26 protein-coding genes and 1 tRNA gene are annotated in these 22,898 nt (G+C 56.9%); 16 read left to right on the top strand and 11 right to left on the bottom strand.

The genetic code is table 11. The features are described 5' to 3' along the window. The 9 genes from K0F88_RS32355 to K0F88_RS12245 all read left to right on the top strand — a co-directional run. Positions 1-2,088: carboxyltransferase domain-containing protein (locus tag K0F88_RS32355; RefSeq protein ID WP_257605246.1), on the top strand; the 2,088-nt coding region annotated here is incomplete at its 5' end. Positions 2,089-2,113: 25 nt separating this feature from the next. Then, positions 2,114-3,886: an allophanate hydrolase gene (gene atzF, locus K0F88_RS12210; RefSeq protein ID WP_219095218.1), complete on the top strand. Its 1,773-nt coding sequence runs from the start codon at positions 2,114-2,116 to the stop codon at positions 3,884-3,886. 220 nt (positions 3,887-4,106) lie between these two features. Next, positions 4,107-5,594 carry a sensor domain-containing diguanylate cyclase gene (locus K0F88_RS12215; protein ID WP_094468698.1) on the top strand — a complete coding sequence of 496 codons (1,488 nt, stop codon included), beginning with the start codon at positions 4,107-4,109 and terminating at the stop codon, positions 5,592-5,594. Between the two features lie 6 nt (positions 5,595-5,600). Next, positions 5,601-5,795, top strand: a complete 195-nt coding sequence (locus tag K0F88_RS12220) for a cysteine-rich CWC family protein (protein ID WP_094468699.1) — start codon at positions 5,601-5,603, stop codon at positions 5,793-5,795. Positions 5,796-5,852: 57 nt separating this feature from the next. Then, positions 5,853-6,545: a pseudouridine synthase gene (locus tag K0F88_RS12225; RefSeq protein ID WP_219095219.1), complete on the top strand. Its 693-nt coding sequence runs from the start codon at positions 5,853-5,855 to the stop codon at positions 6,543-6,545. A 313-nt stretch (positions 6,546-6,858) separates the two neighbouring features. Continuing rightward, on the top strand, positions 6,859-7,743 hold the full coding sequence (locus tag K0F88_RS12230) for an alpha/beta fold hydrolase (protein ID WP_219095220.1): 885 nt from the start codon (positions 6,859-6,861) through the stop codon (positions 7,741-7,743). Positions 7,744-7,924: 181 nt separating this feature from the next. Further along, a tRNA-Gly gene (locus K0F88_RS12235) sits at positions 7,925-7,998 on the top strand. Between the two features lie 285 nt (positions 7,999-8,283). Beyond that, positions 8,284-8,505 carry a hypothetical protein gene (locus tag K0F88_RS12240; protein WP_219095265.1) on the top strand — a complete coding sequence of 74 codons (222 nt, stop codon included), beginning with the start codon at positions 8,284-8,286 and terminating at the stop codon, positions 8,503-8,505. 357 nt (positions 8,506-8,862) lie between these two features. Next, the gene (locus K0F88_RS12245) at positions 8,863-9,666 is read left to right on the top strand and encodes a hypothetical protein (RefSeq protein ID WP_219095221.1); all 804 of its coding nucleotides are present in this window, start codon (positions 8,863-8,865) and stop codon (positions 9,664-9,666) included. Positions 9,667-9,840: 174 nt separating this feature from the next. On the opposite strand, the gene K0F88_RS12250 is transcribed toward K0F88_RS12245, so the two are convergent. Further along, positions 9,841-10,062, bottom strand: coding sequence for a DUF6500 family protein (locus K0F88_RS12250; protein WP_255141810.1), 222 nt, complete (start codon positions 10,060-10,062; stop codon positions 9,841-9,843). A gap of 407 nt (positions 10,063-10,469) precedes the next feature. Here K0F88_RS12250 and K0F88_RS12255 point away from each other — a divergent pair, with 407 nt between their 5' ends. The 4 genes from K0F88_RS12255 to K0F88_RS12270 all read left to right on the top strand — a co-directional run bounded on the left by K0F88_RS12255 (position 10,470) and on the right by K0F88_RS12270 (position 12,450). Next, positions 10,470-10,733: a short-chain dehydrogenase gene (locus K0F88_RS12255; protein WP_094468704.1), complete on the top strand. Its 264-nt coding sequence runs from the start codon at positions 10,470-10,472 to the stop codon at positions 10,731-10,733. Between the two features lie 320 nt (positions 10,734-11,053). After that, complete coding sequence (locus K0F88_RS12260) at positions 11,054-11,233, top strand: type II toxin-antitoxin system HicA family toxin (protein ID WP_219095222.1); 180 nt, start codon at positions 11,054-11,056, stop codon at positions 11,231-11,233. 37 nt (positions 11,234-11,270) lie between these two features. Then, positions 11,271-11,678, top strand: a complete 408-nt coding sequence (locus K0F88_RS12265; protein ID WP_219095223.1) for a type II toxin-antitoxin system HicB family antitoxin — start codon at positions 11,271-11,273, stop codon at positions 11,676-11,678. A gap of 43 nt (positions 11,679-11,721) precedes the next feature. Then, positions 11,722-12,450 (top strand): class I SAM-dependent methyltransferase, encoded by a 729-nt coding sequence (locus K0F88_RS12270; protein WP_094468705.1) that lies wholly within the window; start codon positions 11,722-11,724, stop codon positions 12,448-12,450. Positions 12,451-12,711: 261 nt separating this feature from the next. Here K0F88_RS12270 and tam read toward each other — a convergent pair whose 3' ends face one another. Continuing rightward, positions 12,712-13,482 carry a trans-aconitate 2-methyltransferase gene (gene tam / locus K0F88_RS12275; RefSeq protein ID WP_094468706.1) on the bottom strand — a complete coding sequence of 257 codons (771 nt, stop codon included), beginning with the start codon at positions 13,480-13,482 and terminating at the stop codon, positions 12,712-12,714. Positions 13,483-13,876: 394 nt separating this feature from the next. Here tam and K0F88_RS12280 point away from each other — a divergent pair, with 394 nt between their 5' ends. Then, positions 13,877-14,380, top strand: coding sequence for an inclusion body family protein (locus K0F88_RS12280; RefSeq protein WP_090181110.1), 504 nt, complete (start codon positions 13,877-13,879; stop codon positions 14,378-14,380). 124 nt (positions 14,381-14,504) lie between these two features. After that, positions 14,505-15,041 (top strand): AidA/PixA family protein, encoded by a 537-nt coding sequence (locus K0F88_RS12285; RefSeq protein ID WP_219095224.1) that lies wholly within the window; start codon positions 14,505-14,507, stop codon positions 15,039-15,041. Between the two features lie 56 nt (positions 15,042-15,097). Here the strand turns inward: K0F88_RS12285 and K0F88_RS12290 are convergent, their stop codons facing one another. Further along, the gene (locus K0F88_RS12290; RefSeq protein ID WP_219095225.1) at positions 15,098-16,183 is read right to left on the bottom strand and encodes a type I restriction endonuclease; all 1,086 of its coding nucleotides are present in this window, start codon (positions 16,181-16,183) and stop codon (positions 15,098-15,100) included. Between the two features lie 359 nt (positions 16,184-16,542). Here K0F88_RS12290 and K0F88_RS12295 point away from each other — a divergent pair, with 359 nt between their 5' ends. Next, positions 16,543-16,953: a low affinity iron permease family protein gene (locus K0F88_RS12295; RefSeq protein WP_094468707.1), complete on the top strand. Its 411-nt coding sequence runs from the start codon at positions 16,543-16,545 to the stop codon at positions 16,951-16,953. 67 nt (positions 16,954-17,020) lie between these two features. Here the strand turns inward: K0F88_RS12295 and K0F88_RS12300 are convergent, their stop codons facing one another. From K0F88_RS12300 to K0F88_RS12335, 8 genes are all read right to left on the bottom strand, one after another. Next, positions 17,021-17,524, bottom strand: coding sequence for a DUF4142 domain-containing protein (locus K0F88_RS12300; protein ID WP_094468708.1), 504 nt, complete (start codon positions 17,522-17,524; stop codon positions 17,021-17,023). Positions 17,525-17,597: 73 nt separating this feature from the next. Next, positions 17,598-17,756, bottom strand: coding sequence for a KGG domain-containing protein (locus tag K0F88_RS12305; protein WP_010462447.1), 159 nt, complete (start codon positions 17,754-17,756; stop codon positions 17,598-17,600). Positions 17,757-17,874: 118 nt separating this feature from the next. Beyond that, entirely contained in the window at positions 17,875-19,224 is a 1,350-nt protein-coding gene (locus K0F88_RS12310) for a bifunctional diguanylate cyclase/phosphodiesterase (protein WP_094468709.1), read from the bottom strand. A gap of 84 nt (positions 19,225-19,308) precedes the next feature. After that, positions 19,309-19,947, bottom strand: coding sequence for a LysE family translocator (locus K0F88_RS12315; protein ID WP_219095226.1), 639 nt, complete (start codon positions 19,945-19,947; stop codon positions 19,309-19,311). Between the two features lie 43 nt (positions 19,948-19,990). Then, positions 19,991-20,428, bottom strand: coding sequence for a fosfomycin resistance glutathione transferase (fos, locus tag K0F88_RS12320; protein WP_094468711.1), 438 nt, complete (start codon positions 20,426-20,428; stop codon positions 19,991-19,993). Between the two features lie 6 nt (positions 20,429-20,434). Next, complete coding sequence (locus K0F88_RS12325) at positions 20,435-21,163, bottom strand: hypothetical protein (protein WP_219095227.1); 729 nt, start codon at positions 21,161-21,163, stop codon at positions 20,435-20,437. A gap of 26 nt (positions 21,164-21,189) precedes the next feature. Continuing rightward, positions 21,190-21,924, bottom strand: coding sequence for a hypothetical protein (locus tag K0F88_RS12330; RefSeq protein ID WP_219095228.1), 735 nt, complete (start codon positions 21,922-21,924; stop codon positions 21,190-21,192). Between the two features lie 37 nt (positions 21,925-21,961). Then, the gene (locus tag K0F88_RS12335; RefSeq protein ID WP_094468713.1) at positions 21,962-22,873 is read right to left on the bottom strand and encodes a LysR substrate-binding domain-containing protein; all 912 of its coding nucleotides are present in this window, start codon (positions 22,871-22,873) and stop codon (positions 21,962-21,964) included. Between the last annotated feature and the right edge of the window lie 25 nt (positions 22,874-22,898).

Genomic DNA, 22,898 nt, shown 5'->3' on the forward strand with positions numbered 1-22,898 from the left:
CTGCTGCGCTTCAATTGCGAGGCTGTGGTGGCCGTCACCGGGGCCGTCATTCCACTGACGTTGAACGGTGAAACCGTAGCGATGAACACCGCGTTGCTGATTCCAGCCGGTGCCACGTTAAGCCTCGGCACGATTGCCGGGGCCGGCGTTCGCAGCTATCTGAGCCTGCGCGGCGGTCTGCAGGTGCCGGATTATCTGGGCAGCAAAAGTACGTTCACCCTCGGACAGTTTGGTGGGCATGGTGGTCGTGCATTGCGGGCGGGTGATGTGTTGCATGTGCCTGCCTTGATCGACCGCAGCGTCGGTCAGCAACTGGACCACGTCACCGAGCTAACAGCCGTGCGGCAGATCCGGGTGATCTACGGACCTCACGGTGCCCCGGAGTATTTCACTGAGAACTACATCGGCACCTTTTTCGCGACCCAGTGGGAAGTGCATTTCAACTCCAGCCGCACCGGCGTGCGACTGATCGGGCCGAAGCCTGAATGGGTGCGGGCCGATGGGGGTGAAGCAGGGCTGCATCCGTCGAACATCCATGACAATCCGTACGCCATCGGGGCGGTGGATTTCACCGGGGACATGCCGGTAATTTTGGGGCCGGATGGTCCGAGCCTGGGCGGGTTCGTCTGCCCGGTGACGGTGATCGAGGCGGACCTTTGGCAGCTTGGGCAACTGAAGGCCGGCGACAAAGTCCAGTTCCTCCCGGTCGATCTAAAAACCGCCCGCAACCTCGCCCTGAAATGGAATACCCCTTGTAGGAGCCGGCTTGCTGGCGATGGGGCCCTGGCAGAAACCGCGTCAACTTCATCGCTAGCAAGCCAGCTCCTACAGGGGGTTGTGTCGCCGGTGGTGTTGGAGTTGGGTCAGGGAGACACGCGGCTGGTTGCGAGGTTGTCGGGGGATACTCACCTGCTGCTGGAAATCGGCGCGCCTGAACTCGATCTTGTTTTGCGCTTCCGCGCCCACGCCCTGATGCAAGCCCTGGAAAGCAAAACCCTGCATGGCGTCATCGACCTGACGCCGGGCATCCGCTCGCTGCAAGTGCACTACCAGCCCGAGCAACTGCCGCTGGCCGATCTGCTCGGCATTGTCGCCGGTGAATGGGACGCCGTGTGCGCCGCCAAAGACCTGCAAGTGCCGTCGCGCATCGTGCATTTGCCGCTGTCCTGGGACGACCCGGCCTGTCAGTTGGCGATCGAGAAATACATGACCACCGTGCGCAAGGACGCGCCATGGTGCCCGAGCAATCTGGAGTTCATCCGCCGCATCAACGACCTGCCGAACCTCGACGAAGTGCAGCGCACGGTGTTCGACGCCAGCTATCTGGTGATGGGCTTGGGCGACGTTTACCTCGGCGCACCGGTCGCCACCCCGCTCGATCCGCGCCATCGCCTGGTCACCACCAAGTACAACCCCGCGCGCACCTGGACGGCAGAAAACTCGGTGGGCATCGGTGGCGCCTACATGTGCGTGTACGGTATGGAAGGCCCAGGCGGTTATCAGTTTGTCGGTCGCACGTTGCAGATGTGGAACCGTTATCGCGAAGTCGCCGCGTTCGACGGCAAACCGTGGCTGCTACGCTTTTTCGACCAGATCCGTTTCTACCCGGTGAGCGCCGAGGAACTGCTGCGCATCCGCCGGGACTTCCCGCTCGGGCGCTTCGAACTGAACATCGAACACAGCCAGTTGAACCTGGCGGATTACCAGGCCTTCCTGACGAAAGAGGCCGAGACCATCGCGGCGTTTCGCGATCAGCAAAAAAGCGCATTCAACGCCGAGCGCGAGCGCTGGATCGCCAGCGGCCAGGCGCATTTCGACAGCGAGGAACCGGCCCCCGAAGCCACCGAAGACGCACCGCTCGCCAGCAATGAAATGAGCGTCGACAGCCACATCGCCGGTAACCTCTGGCAGGTCCAGGTGGAGACCGGCAGCCGGGTCGCCGCCGGTGATGTGCTGGTGATTCTGGAGTCGATGAAGATGGAAATTCCGCTACTCGCGCCCATGGCCGGCGTGGTGCGCGAGGTCCGCGTACAACCGGGTTCGGCGGTGCGCGCCGGACAGCGCGTCGTGGTGCTGGAACTCGACTGAACCCATTTTGAAAAGGAATGACGCCATGAATATCAATCTGCAACTCGACGCCCTGCGCAGCGCCTATCGCGTCGGCAACATCACGCCCCGTCAATTGCTGCTGGGCCTGCGTGACAAAGCCGCAGCGCTGAACCCGGATTATCACCTGTTCATCCACTTGCTCAGTGACGAGGAACTGGAACCGTACCTCGCCGCGCTCGACGGTCGCGACCTCGACAGCCTGCCGCTGTACGGCGTGCCGTTTGCGATCAAGGACAACATCGACCTGGCGGGCATTCCGACCACGGCGGCGTGCCCGGCGTTTACCTATTTGCCGCAGCGTTCGGCGACCATCGTCGAGCAGTTGCTGGCGCTGGGCGCGATTCCGCTGGGCAAGACCAATCTTGATCAGTTCGCGACCGGGTTGAACGGTAGCCGCTCGCCCTATGGCGCGTGCCCGAACAGCGTATTGCCGGAGTATCCGTCGGGCGGTTCCAGCGCTGGATCTTCGCTGGCGGTGGCGTTGGGCGTGGCGAGTTTTTCATTGGGCACGGACACGGCAGGATCGGGACGGGTGCCGGCGGCGTTGAACAATCTGGTCGGATTGAAAGCCACCAAAGGGCTGATCTCCACGGCCGGTGTGGTGCCGGCCTGTCGCACGCTCGATTGCGTGACGACATTCACCGCGACGGCCCGGGAGGCCAGTCAGTTGCTGGCGCTGACCGCGCACCACGACCCGCGAGATGAATACAGCCGCAGCAACCCGCTGTGGAATGACGGCTCGGCGTTCGGTACGCCGCGTCCGTTCCGTTTCGGCGTACCGCGTGCGCAGGACCTGGAATTCTTCGGCTGCCCTGAAGGCCCGTTGTTGTTCGGTGATGCCATCGATCGGCTCAAGACGTTGGGCGGTACCGCTGTGGAACTGAATCTGTCGCCATTCCTCGAAGCGGCGCGTTTGCTCTATGAAGGCCCTTGGGTGGCAGAGCGCTACAGCGTGGCCGGCGAGTTGATGGAGCAGAATCCCGAAGCCGTGTTGCCGGTGATTCGTGCGGTGCTGGCCAAGGCGTCGGCGGTCAGCGGCGTGCAGACCTTCCGTGCGCAATATCGACTGCAAGCGTTGAAAGCGCTGTGCGACAAGGCGCTGGAACATCTTGATTGTGTCGTTACGCCTACCATCGGCCGCCCCGTCACATCGGCGGAACTGGACGCCGAACCGGTCCTGCGTAATTCGGAACTGGGTTACTACACCAACTTCATGAACCTGCTCGATTACGCGGCCGTCGCTGTGCCCAGCGGTTTCATGGGCAACGGTTTGCCGTGGGGTGTGACCGTGTTTGGCCGGGCGTTTACCGATCAGTATTTGTTGGGGGTGGCGGATGCTTTGCAGCCCCGCTCGGCTGAGCCTGCACCGACGACTGTCGCTCGCCATGACCGCGCACGACTGGTGGTCTGTGGCGCGCATCTGGACGGGTTGGCGCTGAACTGGCAACTGAAGAAGCGCGGAGCCCATTTGGTCGAGACGACGCTTAGCTCGCCGGACTATCAACTGTATGCGTTGGCCGGTGGCCCACCGTTTCGTCCGGGGATGGTGCGGGTGAAGGACGGCGGCGTGGCGATTGCGGTGGAGGTGTGGGAGTTGCCGAGCAGTGAGTTGGGTTCGTTCCTGACCGGGATTCCGGCGCCGCTGGGGCTGGGCAAGGTGCAACTGGCGGATGGGCGCTGGGAGAGTGGGTTTATTTGTGAGGGGTACGGGTTGGAGGGGGCCGCCAATATCAGCCATTTGGGTGGATGGCGTGCGTATCTGAAAACCCTGCCTTAAGAGCGAAAACCTGTGGGAGCGAGCTTGCTCGCGATAGCGGACTGTCTGGCAACATTGATTTTGCCTGTTAGACCGCCATCGCGAGCAAGCTCGCTCCCACAGGGTCCGGGTGCATCTTGCATGGCGTGAGTGGACAATCATTCGCGCTGCACATAGAGGAGTTATTTCCCGGCAGTGCCTTTAGAATGCCTGCCATCGGGTTACTGCCAACGGAATCGTCATGCCGCTTCACTCGCCGCTGTATTCGCAACGTTCGTTGGTCCTCACGCTTATCGCGTTGCTGGGCGCAGGCTTTCTCGCGACCTCTTTCCTGAGTTACTACGCTTCGCGAGCCTCCATCCGCGACAGCATCGTCAACACCGAACTGCCGCTGACCTCGGACACGGTCTACTCGGAAATCCAGAAGGACCTCGTCAGACCGATCCTGATTTCTTCGATGATGTCCCGCGACACCTTCATGCGTGACTGGGTGGTAAACGGCGAGCAAGACCCCGAAAAAATGACCCGCTACCTCAACGAGGTCATGACCCACTACGGCGCCTACACGGCATTTTTTGTCTCCAACACCAGCCTCACCTACTACCACGCCAAAGGCGTCCTCAAACAGGTCAAGTCCACGGAACCCCGCGATGCCTGGTATTTCCGCGTGCGCGACATGGCCGATCCCTACGAGATCAATGTCGACCCGGACCTTGCCAACAAGGACAACCTGACCTTCTTCATCAACTACAAGGTCTACGACTACAACAACCGCTTCATCGGCGCCGCCGGCGTTGGTCTGACGGTCGATGCGGTGATCAAGCTGATCGACAAATACCAGCAGCGTTACCAGCGCAGCGTGTACTTCGTCGACAACTTCGGCCGCCTGGTGCTGACCGGCGCCGAAGGCGGCCCGCAAGGCGCGCACATCGGTCAGAAGCTCGGCGAACTGGACAACATGAAGAGCCTGGTCAGCCAACTGCCGAAACCCCATAGCGGCAGCTACGAATATTCCGTCCAGGGCCAGGGCCATTTCCTCAACGTTCGGTTCATTCCCGAGCTGAACTGGTACCTGTTTGTCGACAAGCGCGAAGACAGCGCCCTCAGTGAAATCCGCCAGTCGCTGTACCTCAACCTGCTGATCTGCCTACTCGTCACGCTGATCGTGCTGGCCCTGCTCAACCGCGTGATCAAGCGCTACCAGGGCAAGATCCAGGCGCAAGCGACGCTCGACAGCCTGACCGAACTGCCGAATCGTCGTGGTTTCGACCTGTTGGCGGCGCAAGCCATGCTCGAAGCCGAGCGCGAGCCCAAGCCACTGACCGCGTTGTTGCTGGATCTGGACCACTTCAAGGTTTTGAACGACACCTACGGTCATCTGGCCGGCGATCAGGTGCTGATCGGCTTCGCGCGGGACCTGCAGAGTTGCCTGCGGCACTCCGACATCGTCTGCCGCTGGGGTGGTGAAGAGTTCATCGTATTGCTCAAGGACACCGACGGTGAGACCGGTCTGATGATCGCCGAGAAAATTCGTCAACATGTCGAACAGCAGCGTTATGCCTACGACGGCAAGGAACTGCAGCTGACCGTCAGCATCGGCCTCACCACCTTGCAGGTCGATGAAACCTTGCACACTCTGCTCTCCCGGGCCGATCATGCGATGTACCGGGCCAAACAGGCCGGCCGTAACCGAACTTGCGTGGAAATGCCTCACTCCCGTTATGAATAATCCTGCATGAACAAGCCTGACCAATGCCCCGCCTGCGGCGCCTCCAACGCCTGCACCCTGGCCGACCCGCGCACTGTCGATCAGGCGTGCTGGTGCTTTGGCGTGAGTATCGACCCGGCGGTGCTCGAAGCGCTGCCGGCCGAACTGCGCGACAAATCTTGCCTGTGCCCGCGTTGCGCCGAGGTCGAGGCACAGCTGTAAGCAACCGCCCGGCCGATCACGTAAGATACGCGGCCCTTTTCCGACTGATTCCCAGCCATGCGCGTTGACCGTTTCCTCAGCAACCTGCCGCGCTTCAACCGTAAGCAGGTGCGCCTGTTGCTGGTGGAAAAGCGCGTTCGGATCGACGGAAAAATCGTCAGCGACCCGCATGCCGAAGTGCTTGAGTTCAGCCGCGTCGAGGTCGCCGAGGAAGTCCTGCAAGTCGGCAAGCCCGCTCGCTACTTCATGCTGCACAAACCGCCCGGCTGCGTCAGCGCCACCCGCGACCCGGAGCACCCGACCGTGCTCGACCTGATCCATGAGCCGAACCGCGATGACCTGCACATCGCCGGTCGCCTGGATTTCAACACCACTGGCCTGATGCTGATCACCAACGACGGGAGCTGGTCGCGACGCCTGACCCAACCGCAGACCAAACTGCCGAAGGTCTATTACGTCGAGACCGAGCAGGAGATTGGCCCGCAATACGCATTGAAGTTTGCCGAGGGCCTGTACTTCGCGTTCGAAGACCTCACCACGCAACCGGCCGAGCTGATCGTGCTCGGGCCGAAAGCGGCGCGGCTGAGCATCGTCGAGGGTCGGTATCACCAAGTGAAGCGGATGTTCGGCCACTTCGACAACAAAGTGTTGCGCCTGCACCGCGAAAGCATGGGTCCGCTGGTGCTCGATAACGCGCTAAAACCGGGCGAGTACCGAGCATTGCGCACCGAAGAGATCCATTTGATCTAAGCAGCCTACCGCTCAGCAGAAGTTGTCGAACAATTTACGAATGACACTTGCGCGAAGACGTGACCCCTGCTTGAATCAGGACGTCGGCCGAAATGTGACCGACGAGTCACAACATACTTCTAAGAAACTTTTTGCCGGTTAGAGAACCCTCAGGTTCCGCCTCAGACCGGCAGACTGCCCGCCAATAACAATACCCGTCGACCGGACTGCATTGGATCGACATGGGCCTCCAAATTCAAGGCGTATGCCTACCTGTCACAAAGCTCGTGCAATCTCATTTGCGCGCATACCCGCTTGCTTGGAGTCTGATGACATGAGGCCAGAAATCGCTGTGCTGGATATACAGGGTCAGTATCGGGTTTACACGGAGTTCTATCGCGCAGACGCCGCAGAGAAGACCATCATCCTGGTCAACGGCTCGATGGCCACGACTGCGTCGTTTGCACAAACTGTGAAAAACCTTCACCCGCAGTTCAATGTGGTTTGCTACGACCAGCCCTACGCGGGCAAGTCAAAAGCGCACAACCTGCATGAGAAGTTGCTGACCAAGGAAGTCGAAGGGCAGATCCTCCTGGAGCTGATCGACCACTTCGCCGCCGAACACGTGCTGTCGTTTTCCTGGGGCGGCGCCGCGACCCTGGTCGCCCTGGCCCAACAGCCACGGCGCATCGAAAAAGCCGTGATCAGCTCGTTCTCCCCGGAGATCAACGCGCACATGCTCGATTACCTCGAGCGCGGCATTGATTACCTCGGCAGTCGGGATGGGGATCGGGTCGGCAACCTGGTGAACAGCACCATCGGCAAACACCTGCCGACGCTGTTCAAGCGCTTCAACTATCGCCACGTCAGCTCTCTCGCCGAGCATGAATACGGGCAGATGCACTTCCACATCAGCGACCTGCTGCACAGCGATCGCCAGTGCTTCCTCAAGGCTGCCGAGAAAATCAACGTTCCGGTGCTGTTCATGAACGGCGAATGGGACGAATACACCGCCGCCGATGGCGCCCGGTTGTTCGCCAACCACGTGCAAAACGCCACCTTCAGCACCCTTCAGGCCACCGGCCACTTTCTCGACATGGAACACAAATCTGCCTGCCGAGACAGCCGCGACGCACTGCTGGGCTTCCTGAAACCGGCGCAACACGCCAGCCGACCGCGTTACCATTACGTCCAGGACCACCATGCATTGGCCATCTGAAACAGTGTCATCGCGAGCAAGCTTCGCCCCGCAGCGTTAAACGCATTTCTGTAGGAGCGAGGCTTGCCCGCGAACGACCGTCATGCGGTCTGATGTCCTGTTTCACCTGCGCTAAACGCATCGCGCGCAAAGAAAAACTTCATTTCCACGCGCACATCTGGTACAAAGTCAGCCGCTCTGAGCGGGTGTCGTATAATGGCATTACTCCAGCTTCCCAAGCTGATAACGAGGGTTCGATTCCCTTCACCCGCTCCAATCGAATTTTTGTCTCACGTTGATTTTTGACGGGAGATGCAGGTAAAGAAAAAACCGGCCTTGATGGCCGGTTTTTTTGTGTCTGGGGTTTGGTGGAATTGCCTTTTGCCCTTACCGGTACGGCGGTTACGACTAAGCTGAGTTTCGTTAACGTTTTTTTGGGAATGACAGTTTTAGTATAAAAATTCACGCAGGATTAGTATTTTCGCGCCGTAGTAAATTAACGTTTTCGCGCCATATTGGTGTTTTGTTAGCGTTTTCATTGCCCTGTTAAGGAATTCGTCAATGCCAGTCGGTTTCAAGGCCCTCGCCGATCGCTACGACATCGCACTTGCACAACCTCTGCGTGTCGAGTCTGAGATCGGCACTGCACGTCTCAGCCGCGAGAGTGACGGGAATGTGGAGAACCGGTATTCGCAGCTTGAAGATGAGGACATGGCTGAACGTGTCGTAGAGGCGGTGCGTTCTGCGTTTGAGGATCGGGAGATGGGGACTGGCAGGGAGTGATTTTTCGGCAGATAAGGCTCAAGGGGATAAAAAAAATGGCGCTGATGGCAGCTTTTTTTTGGCCAGGGCCTTAGTCGATTCATATTCAACGTAGCTATTCGTTGATAAATAAATCCGTCACCTTTTTTCCTTCACGTTTTTCACAAGCTGCAGCCTATGGTGATTTCAGCTCCTAATGACCCCTTTAGCCCGCGCTCCCCACGCGGGCTTCTCTTTGGCCGTGATACTCGGTTCGCTCCCTCTTACGCCCCACTCACTAGACCCTCAGCGACTACGAAGAGTGGGTTGATCGCGTGGTGGCTGTGCGCCACGAATGCTAGAGTTCGGACTCAATTACGGGAGTACGGGAAGGATCCAATGAAGTGGTTTGGCAAGGTCGCATTGCTCGTAGGGATCTGCTTGGTAGTGTTCGCGCTGAATAAGGATGTATCAGTGTCTACGGGTTCCGGCGGCAGAGTAAAGGATTTGGGGCTTATGGCGGATATGCAAATTAACACCATCCTTGGCGGCATTATTGCCTTGGCTGGCCTGCTGATGATTCTACTCTCCGGAAAACCAAAAGCTGCTGCGGCGACAGTTGAAAGCAGCTCGCGTCCCTGCCCAATGTGCGCCGAGACCATAAAAAGAGCTGCGATCAAGTGCAAGCACTGCGGTGCTGAAGTTCCCCAGCTGACAATGGAAGGTGATGAAGTGTTCGCGCCTACTCCCGTCGAACGCCTTCCTAAAAGTCTGGGCGATCATTGGAAATTCGTACTTCCGTGCTCCCTCTTGGTTTGCGTCACCATTGGTGCGGTTGCCTACCGCATGACCCCAGATAGCTCTGCGGATACTACGCAGCAAAGGTCTGTCGTTTATAAGCCGAAGGCGGAGGATCTGGTACATCTCGATGCAGAGGCTTTTGGCTGCATTACACCTAGCGATTTTGATCGAGCCTATACCAGCTACACCCAAGCCGAGTATGCGACATGGGCTCTGATGATCACCCGCAAATACTGTTTTGCGCAGATGGATCTCAGTCAGGACATTTCGTGGACGGTAATGCAAGTGAGTGATGACCTAATGCAGATTGGACTCAAGCGCGCGACCGAGTATTCGAAAGCACCCGATATAGGCCAATCTACGTACTGGACGCAAGTTGGCTGGGCCTCCCCCGCACAATAACGTAGCAATGCCAATTGAAAAGCCCGCCAAAAGCGCGGGTTTTTCTTTGTTTTCGATTCCTGATCGCTTCGGAGTTTTCCTTGCTACGCTTTCAATCCTTCGAATGGATTCGAATCGATGCCTACACCAGAATACTCTCTGCATGATGTCCTTGAGCACCTGTAAAACAACCAGCTAATCTTTCCGCTCTACCATCTGCTTTATTTTTACGGCCTTTTCAAAATGGTCGAGCTTGTGCTTAGCGATCCACCATTGGGCTGCTTCCATTAAAAGCACTGGATCATCATTTTTGTTTGCAAAGAAAGCATAGAACGAGAGCCCGACAGTCGGTCCCTTCTGCTCTATTTTCTTGTTGCAGACCTCGATCATCTTTTGCCTCAAGGTTTCTCGCATCATTTTCTCTCAATCCATTAATGTCTCGGTCGCGGCCAAACTCAGTACCGATTGCCCATCTTTCGGGGCTTCGAGCGAAGCCGACTTTCAGAAAGGCAAGGTCCTACACGACGGTGGGAATTGTCCGTAGACTTGCGCATTGCAGTGTTTTTGTCACGAGGCCTATAGTCCGAGCGCGTCCAAAAGACGCATCGGGTTTGGCGACTCGATGACAACGATTCAGATTCACTCCGAGCTTTTTCGGAGTTTTCTGACTGCACTGTGCTGCGTTTTTTTGGTAGCTGTGCGTGGGAGACCTACGGGTCTGCCGGTTTTACCGTTGTCCGGTTCGCCAACCTGCGTACAGCTGCCACCCTATTGTTTGGCGACGATTGAGTGGTAGGTCTTTCCCCTACTAACGGTACTCATTCATAAACGAATATATGGCTTTAACCAGCAACGCCGACGACCTTTCCTCGCTCTACGTCAACACCACTCAACCGCTGCATTCACTGCTCAGCACCGCCAGTTACAGAATCCTGGCCGTGACGCAGCTGCTTGAAAACCTCGCGATGCGAGGAGACATCACGTCTGACGCGGTGATCCTCAGCGACTTTGCGTTGCTCTGTTGCGTACCCTTGCGCGACGGTTGCGATGTGCTGGATGTCATTGCTCGACGCATGGATGCAGAGTAGCTCTAACGTGACACCGGACGCAGTTGGCGTTCCGTAACGCAGTTACAAAGAACGCATCACAACAATCGCGCCCGAATCTCTGTTGCTGGCTTAGCCCGGTATTACGTTCGGGCCTTCTTTTGTTTCCCTCAAACCCTGTATTTCTTTGACCGTAAAACCCTGAAATACAGAAATCGACTCTTTTAGAGCCTGCCGCCCCCCGACGCTTAACCCCCTCCTAGACTTCTTTTTCGCAGCCATGGCCGCCCTAGTGGTTATAGTGTTGATAATTTTTTATCGGTGGGTATAGTAACCACCCAGACACACCACACGGAGGTGATGTGAATAGCCGATTTTTGATAAGCCAAATCATGGAAGACGGATGGTATCTGGTTCGGATCAGAGGTAGTCATCACCATTTCAAACACCCTACGAAGCCTGGACTTGTAACTGTTCCACACCCTAAAAAGGATCTGCTCAAAAAAACGGCTATCAGTATTTTGCAACAGGCACTGCTCTGATGAGCCTGTTGCCCTGAGTCCGTGGAGGATAACGAACATGCTTTACCCTATTGCAATTTCAGCTGGAGACAACGAGAACGCTTGGGGCGTGGAGGTACCGGATATTCCCGGTTGCTTCTCGGCCGGTGAGGACCTGGACGACGCCATGGCGATGGCACGTGAAGCAATTGAAGGTCACTTCGAAATTCTGGCCGAAGACGGTGCACCGATTCCGCCCGCCAACAAAGTCACACTGCATGCCGCCAATCCGAAGTACGCGGGATGTACATGGGCGCTGGTAGATATTGATGTCACGAAATACCTCGGCAAAGCGCAAAAGCTCAACATCACCCTACCCGGATACTTGCTGACACGAATCGACGAGTATGTGCTGCATCATCCTGAGGAAAAAAGCCGTTCCGGGTTTCTGGCCTCGGCAGCGCTCAAGGTATTGCAGCAGGGTTAATGGCCGCGATATGAAAGTGTGATTTTTATTGAGCAACCCAAAAATGACTCAAAACATCTACGACGACCCGGAGTTTTTCCAGGGCTACAGCCAGATGCCCCGCTCCATCGGCGGCCTCGACGCCGCACCGGAATGGCCGGCCCTCAAAGCAATGCTGCCATCGATGAAAGGCCTGGAGGTTGTAGACCTCGGCTGCGGTTACGGCTGGTTCTGCCGCTGGGCCAGTGAACACGGTGCCGACAACGTGCTGGGTCTGGACGTCTCGGAAAAAATGCTGGAGCAGGCGCGCAAGACCACGTCTGCGGACAACATCCAATATGCCCGCGCCGATCTGGAACATCTCGACCTGCCCGCAGCCAGTTTCGACCTCGCCTACAGCTCCCTGGCGCTGCACTACATCAAGGATCTTCCGGGTCTGTTCGCCAAAATCCACACAGCCCTAAAACCCGGTTCGCGCTTCGTATTTTCCATCGAACACCCAATCTTCATGGCGCCGCGTAATCCGGGCTGGCTGATTGATGGCGAAGGGAACAAGCGCTGGCCGCTAGACAGTTATCAACGGGAAGGTGAGCGGGTGACGAACTGGCTGGCCGAAGGTGTGATCAAACAGCACCGCACCCTCGGCACTTTGCTCAATACGCTGATTGGCGCAGGTTTCAGCATCCGGCATGTCAACGAATGGGGGCCAACCGATGCTGAGGTGGCGGCACAACCGGCCCTGGCCGAAGAGCGGGAGCGACCGATGATGATGCTGGTCAGTACCCAGCGCTGAGTGTCGTGCCCTGTACTCGTATAGTTTGCGTATAGATGCCTGCAAGCCGGTAAAGAAGCCGTAGCGCTGCGTTGGGCCTGACCGCAGATACTTTATGCTTCAGGCTCACCTACCACCTAGAGATCAACATGGACAATTCAGAGTTGGGGATCATGATCATTTCGATGATCGGGTTGTTCGGCTTTGCTTCGTTTATTTTTGAATACCTGAGTGCCAGACAAAGGGACCGATAACGTTCGGCGTTGTCCGTCCCTTTTTGCCCTAGCGCGTCGCGACGATAAACAACCGCGGAAATGGCAACAGCACCGAACCATCGCTCAGCGCCGGATAAGCCTGCTTGATCGCGGCTTGATATTGCTTGAGGTATTGCGCTTTTTCCGCCTCATCCAGCGGTTCGAGAAACGGCCGCAAGCCGCTGCCCTTGAACCACTCGACCACACCCGACGCCCCGCCCGCGAGCGGGTGATGGTAGGTGGTGCGCCACACGTCGACTCGCGCACAGTGCGGTCGCAACATCGAGTAGTAATCGCTGGCACTGGCCATTTCCGTGCGTTGCCCGGCGGCGTCCTCCAACTTGGCGGCCCACGGCCCATCGGCAGCGACTTCGCGCATCAGCCGATGGGACGGCTCGTTGAGGTTATCGGGCATTTGGATGGCCATGCTGCCGCCCTGGGTCAGTCGGGCGGCCAGCGAAGGCAGTAACGTCGCGTGGTCGGGCACCCACTGCAACACCGCGTTGGCGAAAATCACATCGAACGGTCCCGGTTCGTTCCAGGTATCGATGTCAGCCGTGTCGAATTGCAGCTGCGGCAAGCGCTTGCGGGCGGCCTTGATCATATCGGTCGAACTGTCCAGGCCACGCACCGAGGCATTGGCGAAGCGCTCCACCAGCAACTCGGTCGAATTGCCGGGGCCGCAACCGATGTCGATGGCCGAGCGCGCGTCCACGGGCGGAATCGCCGCGAGCAAATCACGAGCTGGGCGGGTGCGTTCATCTTCAAAAGCGACGTATTGTTTGGCGGACCAACTCATTGCGTTCTCCTGTCGGTGCGTTGTTGTGGCCAGCGGCGCACAACCGGTTCGCTACGATACCTCGACCGGCAGGCCCTGCCCTATCCGACCTATGGCGCAAGAGGTTTTGAGTGAGTGGTTTTTTATCGCCAAATCATCGGAGGTCATAACTATATCGACCGTTCGTCGAGCGATAGGTCAATCAATTTTGACAGCCTATTCTTCGCATCTATAGTCCTAATCGCGGCCTGTCGGAAGGAACCCGACTTATCAGTTTGCACGCAGGAGCAAGGCCAATTTATCTCCCGTGATCGGTGGGTTCCGTCCGTAGTGTTTTCGCAGCAGCCGCAAGGCAAGCAAGCGTTGTTGCGCCTGGAAAGATGCCAGGCGCTCACTATGAACAAGGAGCTTTACTATGTCTCGAGTCACGGATGTTCTTGTTTCAATCGACACTGAAACCATTCTGAAAAACTACCCGAACATCAGCAAAAATCCCGCCTCGCCGACGCTGATCGACGTCAATCATGTGTATATGGTGACCAACCGCGACAACGTGATAAATGGTCAGGCCGGTGGCGAACTCAACTTGAAGGCCCAGGTGGGCGACCTGATTCGCTGGCGTGAAACCAGCCTGTCGCAGAGCTTCGAGACGGCAGTGATTTTCTACAAGTTTATCGGCAATGTCGGCAACGAATTGATCTCCACACCCACGCCGCGCAAGGCTACTGCCTGCGTCGCCGTCCCCAACACCAGCAATCCGTCGGTGCCAAGCTGCCAGAAAGTCGACAACCATTACTGGTCTTCGGAAACCTTGTCGTGCGGCAGCGTGACCTACCACTTCCACTTCCTGATCGTGGATCGCGACTGCAAGATCGTTGGCTGCTGCTCGTGGGATCCGTTCATTACCATCCGTAACTGACGATGGTCTGGCCCCTTGGCGACAAGGGGCCTGCCAAGTTCGTTGCCGCCTCGACAGGAACGGGATGTCTTGCATGAACCGAAGCGGCTGCCGTTTTGCGTCACCATCATGAAAGGAATCCATGATGACTTCCGAACCGATCAAACCCCCTTCAAGCGTTGCAACGGCCCACAATGTGTTGCTGGTTGTTGATGCTGAATCCCTGCTTTTACGCTATCCAGACCCCAGCCTTGAGCCTGAAAACCCGACGTCTATTGCCGATGGCTTCATCTTCGCCATCAATGGATCTCCGACACCACAAAGTACAATAAATGACAGCTCTATTACGCTAACCCTCGGCACTGGATCGACTTTCCATATCCGCAGCAGAACCGTCAGCTTGCTCGCCGAGCACAGCGTGGTGTTCTACGGGATGTCAGCAGGCGATGCAGGTGTACTTTCAACGCCTGAACTAGTGGTCAAAGAAAACCTGACCGTGCCTGCACCCGATCCTGAAAACCCCACCGTACCGGGCAGCCATTCGGCCGATGATCATTATTGGCAGTGCACGCAATTGGCCACGGGGGTCGAGGCGTGTGAACTGAGCTTCATGCTGATCGATAAAAGCTGCGAGGCGTTGGGGTACTTCCGCTGGGCGGTTGATGTGAAGCTGACGAACTGAAAGGTTCTCCACAAAAAACCGGCCTCAAAGGCCGGTTTTTTTCCGCAAGTAAATGGTTAGTCGTAGTACCCAACAGTCTTTTTCAAATGATCCGAGTATTCGTAGATATCATCTATCGAGTTTATGGCGTGCCGGGTTTCATTCTTCTCCTCGTCAAAAATACCGATGTATTTTTGTGAACGATTGAAGTGCAGACGGCAGATCGGTTTGCGGTTGTTATCGTCGAGCAGAATGCCGAAGTAACTCTGCGTGTCACGCTGGACAATGCGTTTGGCATCTACAACTGACCGAACAACGGCACGGACAATGTGATAGCCCTCCAGCTCTTCAAGCGTTGTTAGTACTTTGTCCTCTAACTCGTCACGCACGTCCAGCTGCTCAGCAGTGCCAGAAGAAACCGGCAAAGAAGCCAAGGCCGGTTGAATCGCACCACTCATGGCTGATTTGAGCCTGTCATTGATCTGGTCGTTGAGAAACTGCACCACAGCCTTTCTCGTTAGCTCATGAAATTGCTCACGGACCTTCTGTGTAATCACCCCGTCGTACACACGCGAAGCGAATACTTTCACAAAGTCGTCATCGGGCTTGCTGACCTGCGATGCGATGACCTTCTTGATTTGGCTGACGTATTTCAACTCACCGGCGGCGCTGATGATCGAATCCACATCGAAGGCTGACTTGGTGAGCTTGACCAATTCAGGGACAGAGTATTCGTCGATATCCAGAAGATCGAGCTCAAGAAATGGTTTCTCATCCATCTTGTTGGGCGCGTCCAGGTCAGTGAAAAACTTGTAGACCTGACCGTTGGTAAGGATGGAGATACGGGCGCTGGTGACATGGAAGTAACGAAACAATTGGGAGGCGTGATTGATGTGCAACGGCTCACCAATTTTTTTGCACTCAATGAGGATCTGAACTTCTCCGCCCTTCATGATTGCGTAATCAATTTTTTCTCCCTTTTTCGTTCCGATATCGCAAACGAATTCAGGAGTCACTTCAGTCGGATCGAAGACATCGTAGCCCAGCACGGTGCTGATAAAAGGCATGACAAATGCGTTCTTGGTGGCTTCCTCCGTTTTGATTGCAGCGCTTTGCAAACGAACTTTGGCGGCTAGGCTTGTTAGCTTTTCGAAGAATTCCATGAGTGACCTCTTAGCTGATTTCGATCCGTGTGTTTGCATGCTGGCAAATTGATTGCCTTTGATACTAGTCACAAACCGGCACAAAGAAAGAATCTGGCGAAGAAATGGGGAAGGAGGAATTTATTCCATCAAGTGCCATGCTTTGCGATATGTAGGAGCTGTCGAGTGAAACGAGGCCGCGATCTTTTGATCTTGCTTTTAAAAAGATCAAGATCAAAAGATCGCGGCCTCGTTTCACTCGACAGCTCCTACACAGCGCCTACAGAGGTTGGGCGTCGCAGAATTGGGGTTTTTAAGTCGAATTTTCAACCCGCCGTCGCTGTCTGAAAATCAGGCGCATCCCTATAAGGAACACGGCAATGAAATTCGCAAAAATCTCACAGAAACTCGCCCTGTGGGCCGGCAGTCCCAAGACGTTCATGGGGGCTTTGATTCTGATTGCGTTGTGGGGGTTGAGCGGGCCGATTTTTGATTACAACGACACTTGGCAACTGATCATCAACACCTCAACCACGATCATCACGTTCCTGATGGTGTTTCTGATCCAGAACACGCAGAACCGCGACACCGACATCCTGCATCTGAAAATCGATGAGTTATTGCGGGTGAACAAGGAGGCGCAGAACGCAATGCTGGGGCTGGAGTTACTGGACCTCAAGCAACTGGAAGCCCTGCGTAGACACTATCGCGCCATGGGCGAAAAAGACGTGCATGGCCTGGCGGGGCTGGCCACTACAAGCAAGCACAAACAGGACTTGAATGAGTGCTGAGCACAAACAAAACGGCGCGTGATGTGAATCACGCGCCGTTTGCATCCAACAGCGTTAACCGCCTGGTCTAGCGACTGGCTTGCAGCGCTCTGGCCATTTCCAGGTGGTTTTGCAGTTTGGGCAAGGTTTCCTCTGCGAAGGCTTTGATTTGCGGAACGTCGGTTGTCTGAGCGACCTGTTGAAGCTGTTCGATGGCTTCCTGGGTCGTCTTCACCTGACTGGCGGTATAAGCCTGGTCAAAGGATGCGCCGTCCTTCACTTCCGGCATCAACGCTTTGGCCTTGTCGACCACTTCTTCGCGAGGGGCAACCGGCAAATCCAGCTGCTTGGCGATTTTCGCCAGGTGCTGGTTGGCGGTCGTGCGGTCATTGATGACCACGATGGTGTAGTCCTTGACCTCTTTGGATTCGGTTTTCTGGTGCGCCAGGCGACTGGCTTCGATGTCGGCCATGCCTTTGGCCGACGCATCGTTAATGAATTCGGCGGGCGACTGGGCGAAGGCACTGTTGGCAAACAGGCTCAGCAACGAGACAAAACTGGCAGTGCGTAATCGGGTGGCCATCCGGCTCATGGTCGCGCCCTCCTTCTATAAAAATTCAAGCGGGAGCTTTCGCCCCCGCCTCTCAATCAAAACTACCTTGCGACTACTTCGACTTCTGACCACCTTTGCGGCCCATGTCGGGTTTCGCAGGGTCTTTATCGACGGTCGTAGTGGTAGTTTTCCCACCTTTGCGACCGGCTTCTGACGCCTTCGTTCGATCGTTGGCGAAGTTTCCCGAGTTCGAGTTTCTTGAGTTAGGCATGATTCTCTACCTCTTGGTGATGATCGCGGCGAGCAGGAGCCCGCATAGAATCTGAATTTCGATCACCGCAAAGGTTTAGAAAAAATGAAATCGCCGCGACGAACGGTGGTCCATTTTTTCACGCCCCGAGGTGCTGGTGATTTCGGCGCTTGGCGGCGTACATGGCCTCATCGGCGTGCCGGAACAGCTGCTTTTCCTCGGTGCCGTGCTCGGGGTAATGCGCGACGCCAATGCTCGGCTGGATGTTTACGCTGTGCCCGTCCAGGCGCAAGGGTTGCGCCAGCACCTGACGGATTTTTCCCGCAACATTATCAGCGTCTTCCGACGCGTGAATGCTGTGCAACAACACCACAAACTCATCCCCACCGATACGCGCCACGGTGTCGGTCTCGCGCACGCAGCCCTTGAGCCGATTGGCGACCGCTTGCAACAGCATGTCGCCGACCGCATGGCCGTGGGTGTCGTTGACTTCCTTGAAGCGGTCGAGGTCGACGTACAGCAGCGCCATTCGTCCGGAATCCGCTCGCGCCAGCGTGAGGGAGTCTTTGAGCCGGTCACGCAGCAACTCTCGATTGGGCAGTTGGGTCAGTTGATCGTACTGCGCCATGCGCTGCAGTCGGGCATGCAGTTGCTTGCGCTCGATGGCGGTGGCGACTTGGGCGCAGACGTATTGCAACAGCTCCTTGTCCTGCTCGGTGTAGCGCTCGCCACCCGGTACGCTTTTGACGATCAGCGCGCCGATGGTGCCATTTTGCGAGCTCAGCGGGACACCCAGCCAGCAAGGCGAGTCCTGTCCGGCGACCGATGCCTCAAACCCTTCTGGCAGAGTGTCCTGATCCAGGGTCAGCAAAATCGGCTGGCCGCTGCGAATCACCTCGGCGCAGAGTCGCCCCGTCATGGTTCCGGGCTGCTCGGGCTGCAGTTCATGGTCGTCGACGTGATACGGAAAGTTCAGCTGCGCGCAGTGCTCGTCATACAGCGCCACGGAGAAATTCAGTGCCGGCAGCCATTCGCCGATGATCAAGTGGATGCGCTTGAACAACGCCAGCAAATCTTCCGCTGCGTGAGCCGCCTCGGAGATCGCGTACAACGCCGCTTGCCGGGATTCGGCCTGCTTGCGCTCGGTGATGTCCCGGGCCACAGCGATGCGCAACTGATCGACTTCAGACCAGCGCGCCGACCATAGGATATGCACCACGCCGCCGTCCTTGCGCAGGTAGCGGTTTTCGAAGTTGAGCTTGGGATCGCCGCCCATGATCTCGCGTGCAGCGTCGAGGGTGCGTTGGCGATCGGCGGGATGCACCATATCAATCATCGGCTGGCCGATCAGTTCGTCAGGGGTATAGCCGAAGATACGCTCGCAGGCCGCGCTGACAAATACGAAGCGACCTTGTTTATCCACCGCACAGACGGCGTCCAGCAAGAGATCGATGTAGCTCGCCAACGGCGCGGAATTTCTGGTTGCCATGGTGCGATAAGCGTTTCCGGACAATGCAGCAATAAAAAGCCCCTCCATGACCCATCGGGCATTGACGCATCCGTGCGCTCAACCTCAAGCCTTGTTCGTCACCAGCCCCGGCAGTGCATGAGCGAGGGCGTTGATGGCGAAACCGATAAACATCACCCCGCATAACCGGGTGATCGCCAATTCATGGCGTTGATACAAGGTGCGAACCTGCCGCGCACCGACAATGCCAATGAGAATAGCGTAGGCCATGAGACCACCGACAAAGCTCAAGACAATCAACCACGGCAGCATTGACCAGTGCAGCAACTCCGCACGACTGGACAGCAGCGCAGTGAACGTCGCTACTGCCACGGGGTAGGCCTTGGGATTGGTCAGGCCAAACAGAATGCCGTGCCAAAAGGGCTGGCGAGCCGGGCCTTGAGGCGTATCGGCGCTGCTGCGCTTCGCCCGTATGGCGCGCAACCCGAGCCAAAACAGGTACAGCCCGCTGAGCACGCCCAGTACATCAAACGCCGTGCTGCCGATTTCCCGGGCACCGACAATCGCGATAAGCGCCGTGCTGCACCAGACCACGTCCCCCAGCAAATGCCCACAGAGAAACCCCGCCCCGGCCCGTCGTCCCCGCGCAGCACCGATGCCAAACACCGCCAACACACCCGGCCCCGGCGTGATGCCGTAGATAAAACCCGAGGCGAGAACGGCCATTAGCAACGATGGAGTCATTGGAAAACCTTTTAACTATTTGGTGAATGGGCGCAAGTCTATATCAGGTCCCGGGAATATCGACTGACTGATCGTCGAAGAACTTCATTCCCGCATACGGCCGCACGCGACAGGCGGCCAGCCGAGACGCCAGATCGCCAACGTGGGCTTCGAGCTTGTGGCCGTCCGGGTCGAGGAAATAGAAGGACGCGCCTTCACTGCGGTTGTCGCGCCATTCCTGCACGTTGGCGGATCGCAGGCGTTCGACGAACACGGGGAAATCGGTTGCGCTGAGGGTGAAGGCGTAATGGGTGTAATCGGCGGCGGGTCCCGAGTTGCGCAGCGGATCAACGGACAAGCACAGCCACAAACCCGGCAGTGACAGATAGGCGCCGGTGTCCCAAGTGGCTTCGAGGCGCAGTTGCAGCAGGTCTTGATAGAACGCCACGCTGCGGTTCAGGTCTGTGACGGCGAGGGTCAGGTGGTTGAGGCCGGTGAGCATGGGCGATTAACCTTTGAGTGCTACTGGCACGACGTAGTGCTTGCCGTCGTATTCCAGGGTAACCCGAGTTGTTTTCAACTTGCGGGACGTATCGTTGCACTCTTCTCCAACCCGAAAGTTTTTGGTCTCCGTCACGGTGGAACTGACAACAAGATCTGCAAATCCGTTATGAGTTGTGTTGCCGATATCGACGGTTCTTTGTGTACGTTCGCCCTCTCCCGCGCAGTTACCATCCCACTCGCCCCTGCTCGTAGAAATGATTAGCCCTTCCAATACTGGACGTAATGTATCGCCCTCCTTGAGATACAAGGCCAGTTCGGTTTTGTGATAAGGGTTTACGCTCGAACTGTGTTCGAAACTCGAACGAATGCCAAAAGCGCGACTTTCGGGCGCCAACTTGTAGCGTGCCGTATCAATGGACAACCCTTCATACGCCACAGCGTCTGAATAATAGGCATCTTTTTTAAGGTAATTGGCCAGGCGTTTCGAACTGGATGAACGTATGAGCGACAGTTCCAGATCAACGTTTCCGCCATCGTTGTTCGCGTCAGCGGAATCCGGTTTGAATGTCGACGTGGCCACAATAGTTTGGTCGTCATACGCCGGCCAGACTTTGCAAAGGGTGAATGTTCGCTCACCGGAAGGCGCTTCTTCGCACCCCGCTTGCGCTTGGCTGACAGCCGTGATGAGGCCGAACAAGACAAGTGAATTCAGTCGTTTCTTTGTGGTTAACATGCTCTTCCCTGATCTCTTCCCATGATTTACAAGCCTTTGAACCCTTGAGGCAGAACGTAGGTTTTACCGTCATATCGAAGTGTTGTCAGCACCGGTTTGTCTGTAATGGTTTTGGATTCACATGCATCCCCTTGGCCTTTCCCTGTTTCGCTGGTGGACACGGTCTTGACGATCAAGTCCGCGAATCCATGTGAACTGGTTTGGCCGATTTCGACGGTACGGGTGTATTGATAACGCTCACCGGCGCAATTGCCATCCCATTCACCGCCATACTCATAGGTGATGAGCTTATCCAGGACCGGACGCAACTTGTCGCCCTCTTTCACATAGAGCGACAGCAACTTTTCACTCACGGGATTTACCCGAGACGAGCCATTGAACGTGGCGCGCACACCAAACGCTCTTACTTCAGGAGTGAGCTTGTAACGAGCGGTATCGACTTGCAGGCCCTCAAAGGCGATGGCATCCGATTCAAAAACCGATGTCTTGTGATACGTCGCCAGCGGTTTCGAATCGCCAGCCGTCACCACGGCAAGATTGAGATCATATTTTCCCTGAGGACCATAATCGCTTGCCGAATATCCCGATTCGAACTGCGATAACGCTGTAATCGTCAACCCGGGATAGGCTGGCCAGTCTTTGCAAACCGAATAGCCGAAATCGCCCGCCAGAAACGGCTTCTCACAATCAGCGAACGCCTGCGTCGTCATCACCAACCCGCACAGCGCCACACAATTCACCCACCCAGACTTCAATGTCATTCCATGTTCCTTGTGTGTTTCAAAAAAACGAATGATTTCAGGCGCGCACTATCCCCTCCCCAATCCGCCCATTCAACCAGTTCAACGCCTGATCCCCGCCCCGCCGCTTGTGCCAGACCAACACAAACGTAAACGACGGAATATGAAACGGCGGCGCAACCACGACCAGCGAGCGCTCATCAATCTCGCGCAGCCCACGTGAAGCCACGGTAAGAATCAGGTCCGTGCCGCTGATGAATTCCGGGGCGACGCTCCAGTGCGGCAGGCTGATCGCGACGCGACGGCGTTCACGTAACGCCGTCAGCGCCCGCTCGATTTCAGGCGTGCCGCTGCCGCGCATTTCCAGCAGGACGTGTGGCCGTGCGAGGTAGGTCGGCAGGTCGAGTACGCCATTGGCAGGCAGGCTGTTGCGGTCGACCAGGCAGGCGTAGTGCTCTTCGAAGAGTGGCGTGCTGCGCAGCTCGTTTGGCAGTTCAGGGAAGACACCTGCTGCCAGGTCGATGTCGCCATTAAGTACTGCGTCGAGCATGCCTTCGCGGCTGGCGTGGCTGATTTGCAGGTCGATGCCCGGCGCTTCCCGGCGCAACGTGCGAATCAGCCCTGGCAGGACGATGGCGGCGCCATAGTCGGACATTGCCAGACGAAACGTGCGCTTGGCGGTGGCCGGGTCGAAAGCATTTGGCGCCAACAGGGATTGCACCTGGGCCAGTGCCTCGGCCAAGGGGGCAATCAATTCCAGGGCTCGTGGGGTGGGCACGAGCGTGGCGCCCGCGCGCACCAGCAAAGGGTCGCCCAGCAGGTCGCGTAACCGTGCCAGGGCATGACTGACCGCCGGCTGACTCAGGTGCAAGCGTTGCGCCGCGCGCGTGACGTGCTGCTCGCTGAGCAAGGCGTCGAGGATCACCAGCAAGTTGAGGTCGATACGCCGAAGATCATTCATCTGATGCATGTTCTGGATAGCAATTTGGAATTTA

This window comes from Pseudomonas sp. UMAB-40 (assembly GCF_900095275.1).
In the GTDB taxonomy this organism is placed as follows: domain Bacteria; phylum Pseudomonadota; class Gammaproteobacteria; order Pseudomonadales; family Pseudomonadaceae; genus Aquipseudomonas; species Aquipseudomonas mandelii_B.

What these genes read in the sequence shown, in the direction of transcription:
- atzF (WP_219095218.1), top strand. Translation starts at nt 2,114, where the DNA reads ATGAATATCAATCTGCAACTCGACGCCCTGCGCAGCGCCTATCGCGTC.
- K0F88_RS12215 (WP_094468698.1), top strand. Translation starts at nt 4,107, where the DNA reads ATGCCGCTTCACTCGCCGCTGTATTCGCAACGTTCGTTGGTCCTCACG.
- K0F88_RS12220 (WP_094468699.1), top strand. Translation starts at nt 5,601, where the DNA reads ATGAACAAGCCTGACCAATGCCCCGCCTGCGGCGCCTCCAACGCCTGC.
- K0F88_RS12225 (WP_219095219.1), top strand. Translation starts at nt 5,853, where the DNA reads ATGCGCGTTGACCGTTTCCTCAGCAACCTGCCGCGCTTCAACCGTAAG.
- K0F88_RS12230 (WP_219095220.1), top strand. Translation starts at nt 6,859, where the DNA reads ATGAGGCCAGAAATCGCTGTGCTGGATATACAGGGTCAGTATCGGGTT.
- K0F88_RS12240 (WP_219095265.1), top strand. Translation starts at nt 8,284, where the DNA reads ATGCCAGTCGGTTTCAAGGCCCTCGCCGATCGCTACGACATCGCACTT.
- K0F88_RS12245 (WP_219095221.1), top strand. Translation starts at nt 8,863, where the DNA reads ATGAAGTGGTTTGGCAAGGTCGCATTGCTCGTAGGGATCTGCTTGGTA.
- K0F88_RS12250 (WP_255141810.1), bottom strand. Translation starts at nt 10,062, where the DNA reads ATGATGCGAGAAACCTTGAGGCAAAAGATGATCGAGGTCTGCAACAAG.
- K0F88_RS12265 (WP_219095223.1), top strand. Translation starts at nt 11,271, where the DNA reads ATGCTTTACCCTATTGCAATTTCAGCTGGAGACAACGAGAACGCTTGG.
- K0F88_RS12270 (WP_094468705.1), top strand. Translation starts at nt 11,722, where the DNA reads ATGACTCAAAACATCTACGACGACCCGGAGTTTTTCCAGGGCTACAGC.
- tam (WP_094468706.1), bottom strand. Translation starts at nt 13,482, where the DNA reads ATGAGTTGGTCCGCCAAACAATACGTCGCTTTTGAAGATGAACGCACC.
- K0F88_RS12280 (WP_090181110.1), top strand. Translation starts at nt 13,877, where the DNA reads ATGTCTCGAGTCACGGATGTTCTTGTTTCAATCGACACTGAAACCATT.
- K0F88_RS12285 (WP_219095224.1), top strand. Translation starts at nt 14,505, where the DNA reads ATGACTTCCGAACCGATCAAACCCCCTTCAAGCGTTGCAACGGCCCAC.
- K0F88_RS12290 (WP_219095225.1), bottom strand. Translation starts at nt 16,183, where the DNA reads ATGGAATTCTTCGAAAAGCTAACAAGCCTAGCCGCCAAAGTTCGTTTG.
- K0F88_RS12295 (WP_094468707.1), top strand. Translation starts at nt 16,543, where the DNA reads ATGAAATTCGCAAAAATCTCACAGAAACTCGCCCTGTGGGCCGGCAGT.
- K0F88_RS12300 (WP_094468708.1), bottom strand. Translation starts at nt 17,524, where the DNA reads ATGAGCCGGATGGCCACCCGATTACGCACTGCCAGTTTTGTCTCGTTG.
- K0F88_RS12305 (WP_010462447.1), bottom strand. Translation starts at nt 17,756, where the DNA reads ATGCCTAACTCAAGAAACTCGAACTCGGGAAACTTCGCCAACGATCGA.
- K0F88_RS12310 (WP_094468709.1), bottom strand. Translation starts at nt 19,224, where the DNA reads ATGGCAACCAGAAATTCCGCGCCGTTGGCGAGCTACATCGATCTCTTG.
- K0F88_RS12315 (WP_219095226.1), bottom strand. Translation starts at nt 19,947, where the DNA reads ATGACTCCATCGTTGCTAATGGCCGTTCTCGCCTCGGGTTTTATCTAC.
- fos (WP_094468711.1), bottom strand. Translation starts at nt 20,428, where the DNA reads ATGCTCACCGGCCTCAACCACCTGACCCTCGCCGTCACAGACCTGAAC.
- K0F88_RS12325 (WP_219095227.1), bottom strand. Translation starts at nt 21,163, where the DNA reads ATGTTAACCACAAAGAAACGACTGAATTCACTTGTCTTGTTCGGCCTC.
- K0F88_RS12330 (WP_219095228.1), bottom strand. Translation starts at nt 21,924, where the DNA reads ATGACATTGAAGTCTGGGTGGGTGAATTGTGTGGCGCTGTGCGGGTTG.
- K0F88_RS12335 (WP_094468713.1), bottom strand. Translation starts at nt 22,873, where the DNA reads ATGCATCAGATGAATGATCTTCGGCGTATCGACCTCAACTTGCTGGTG.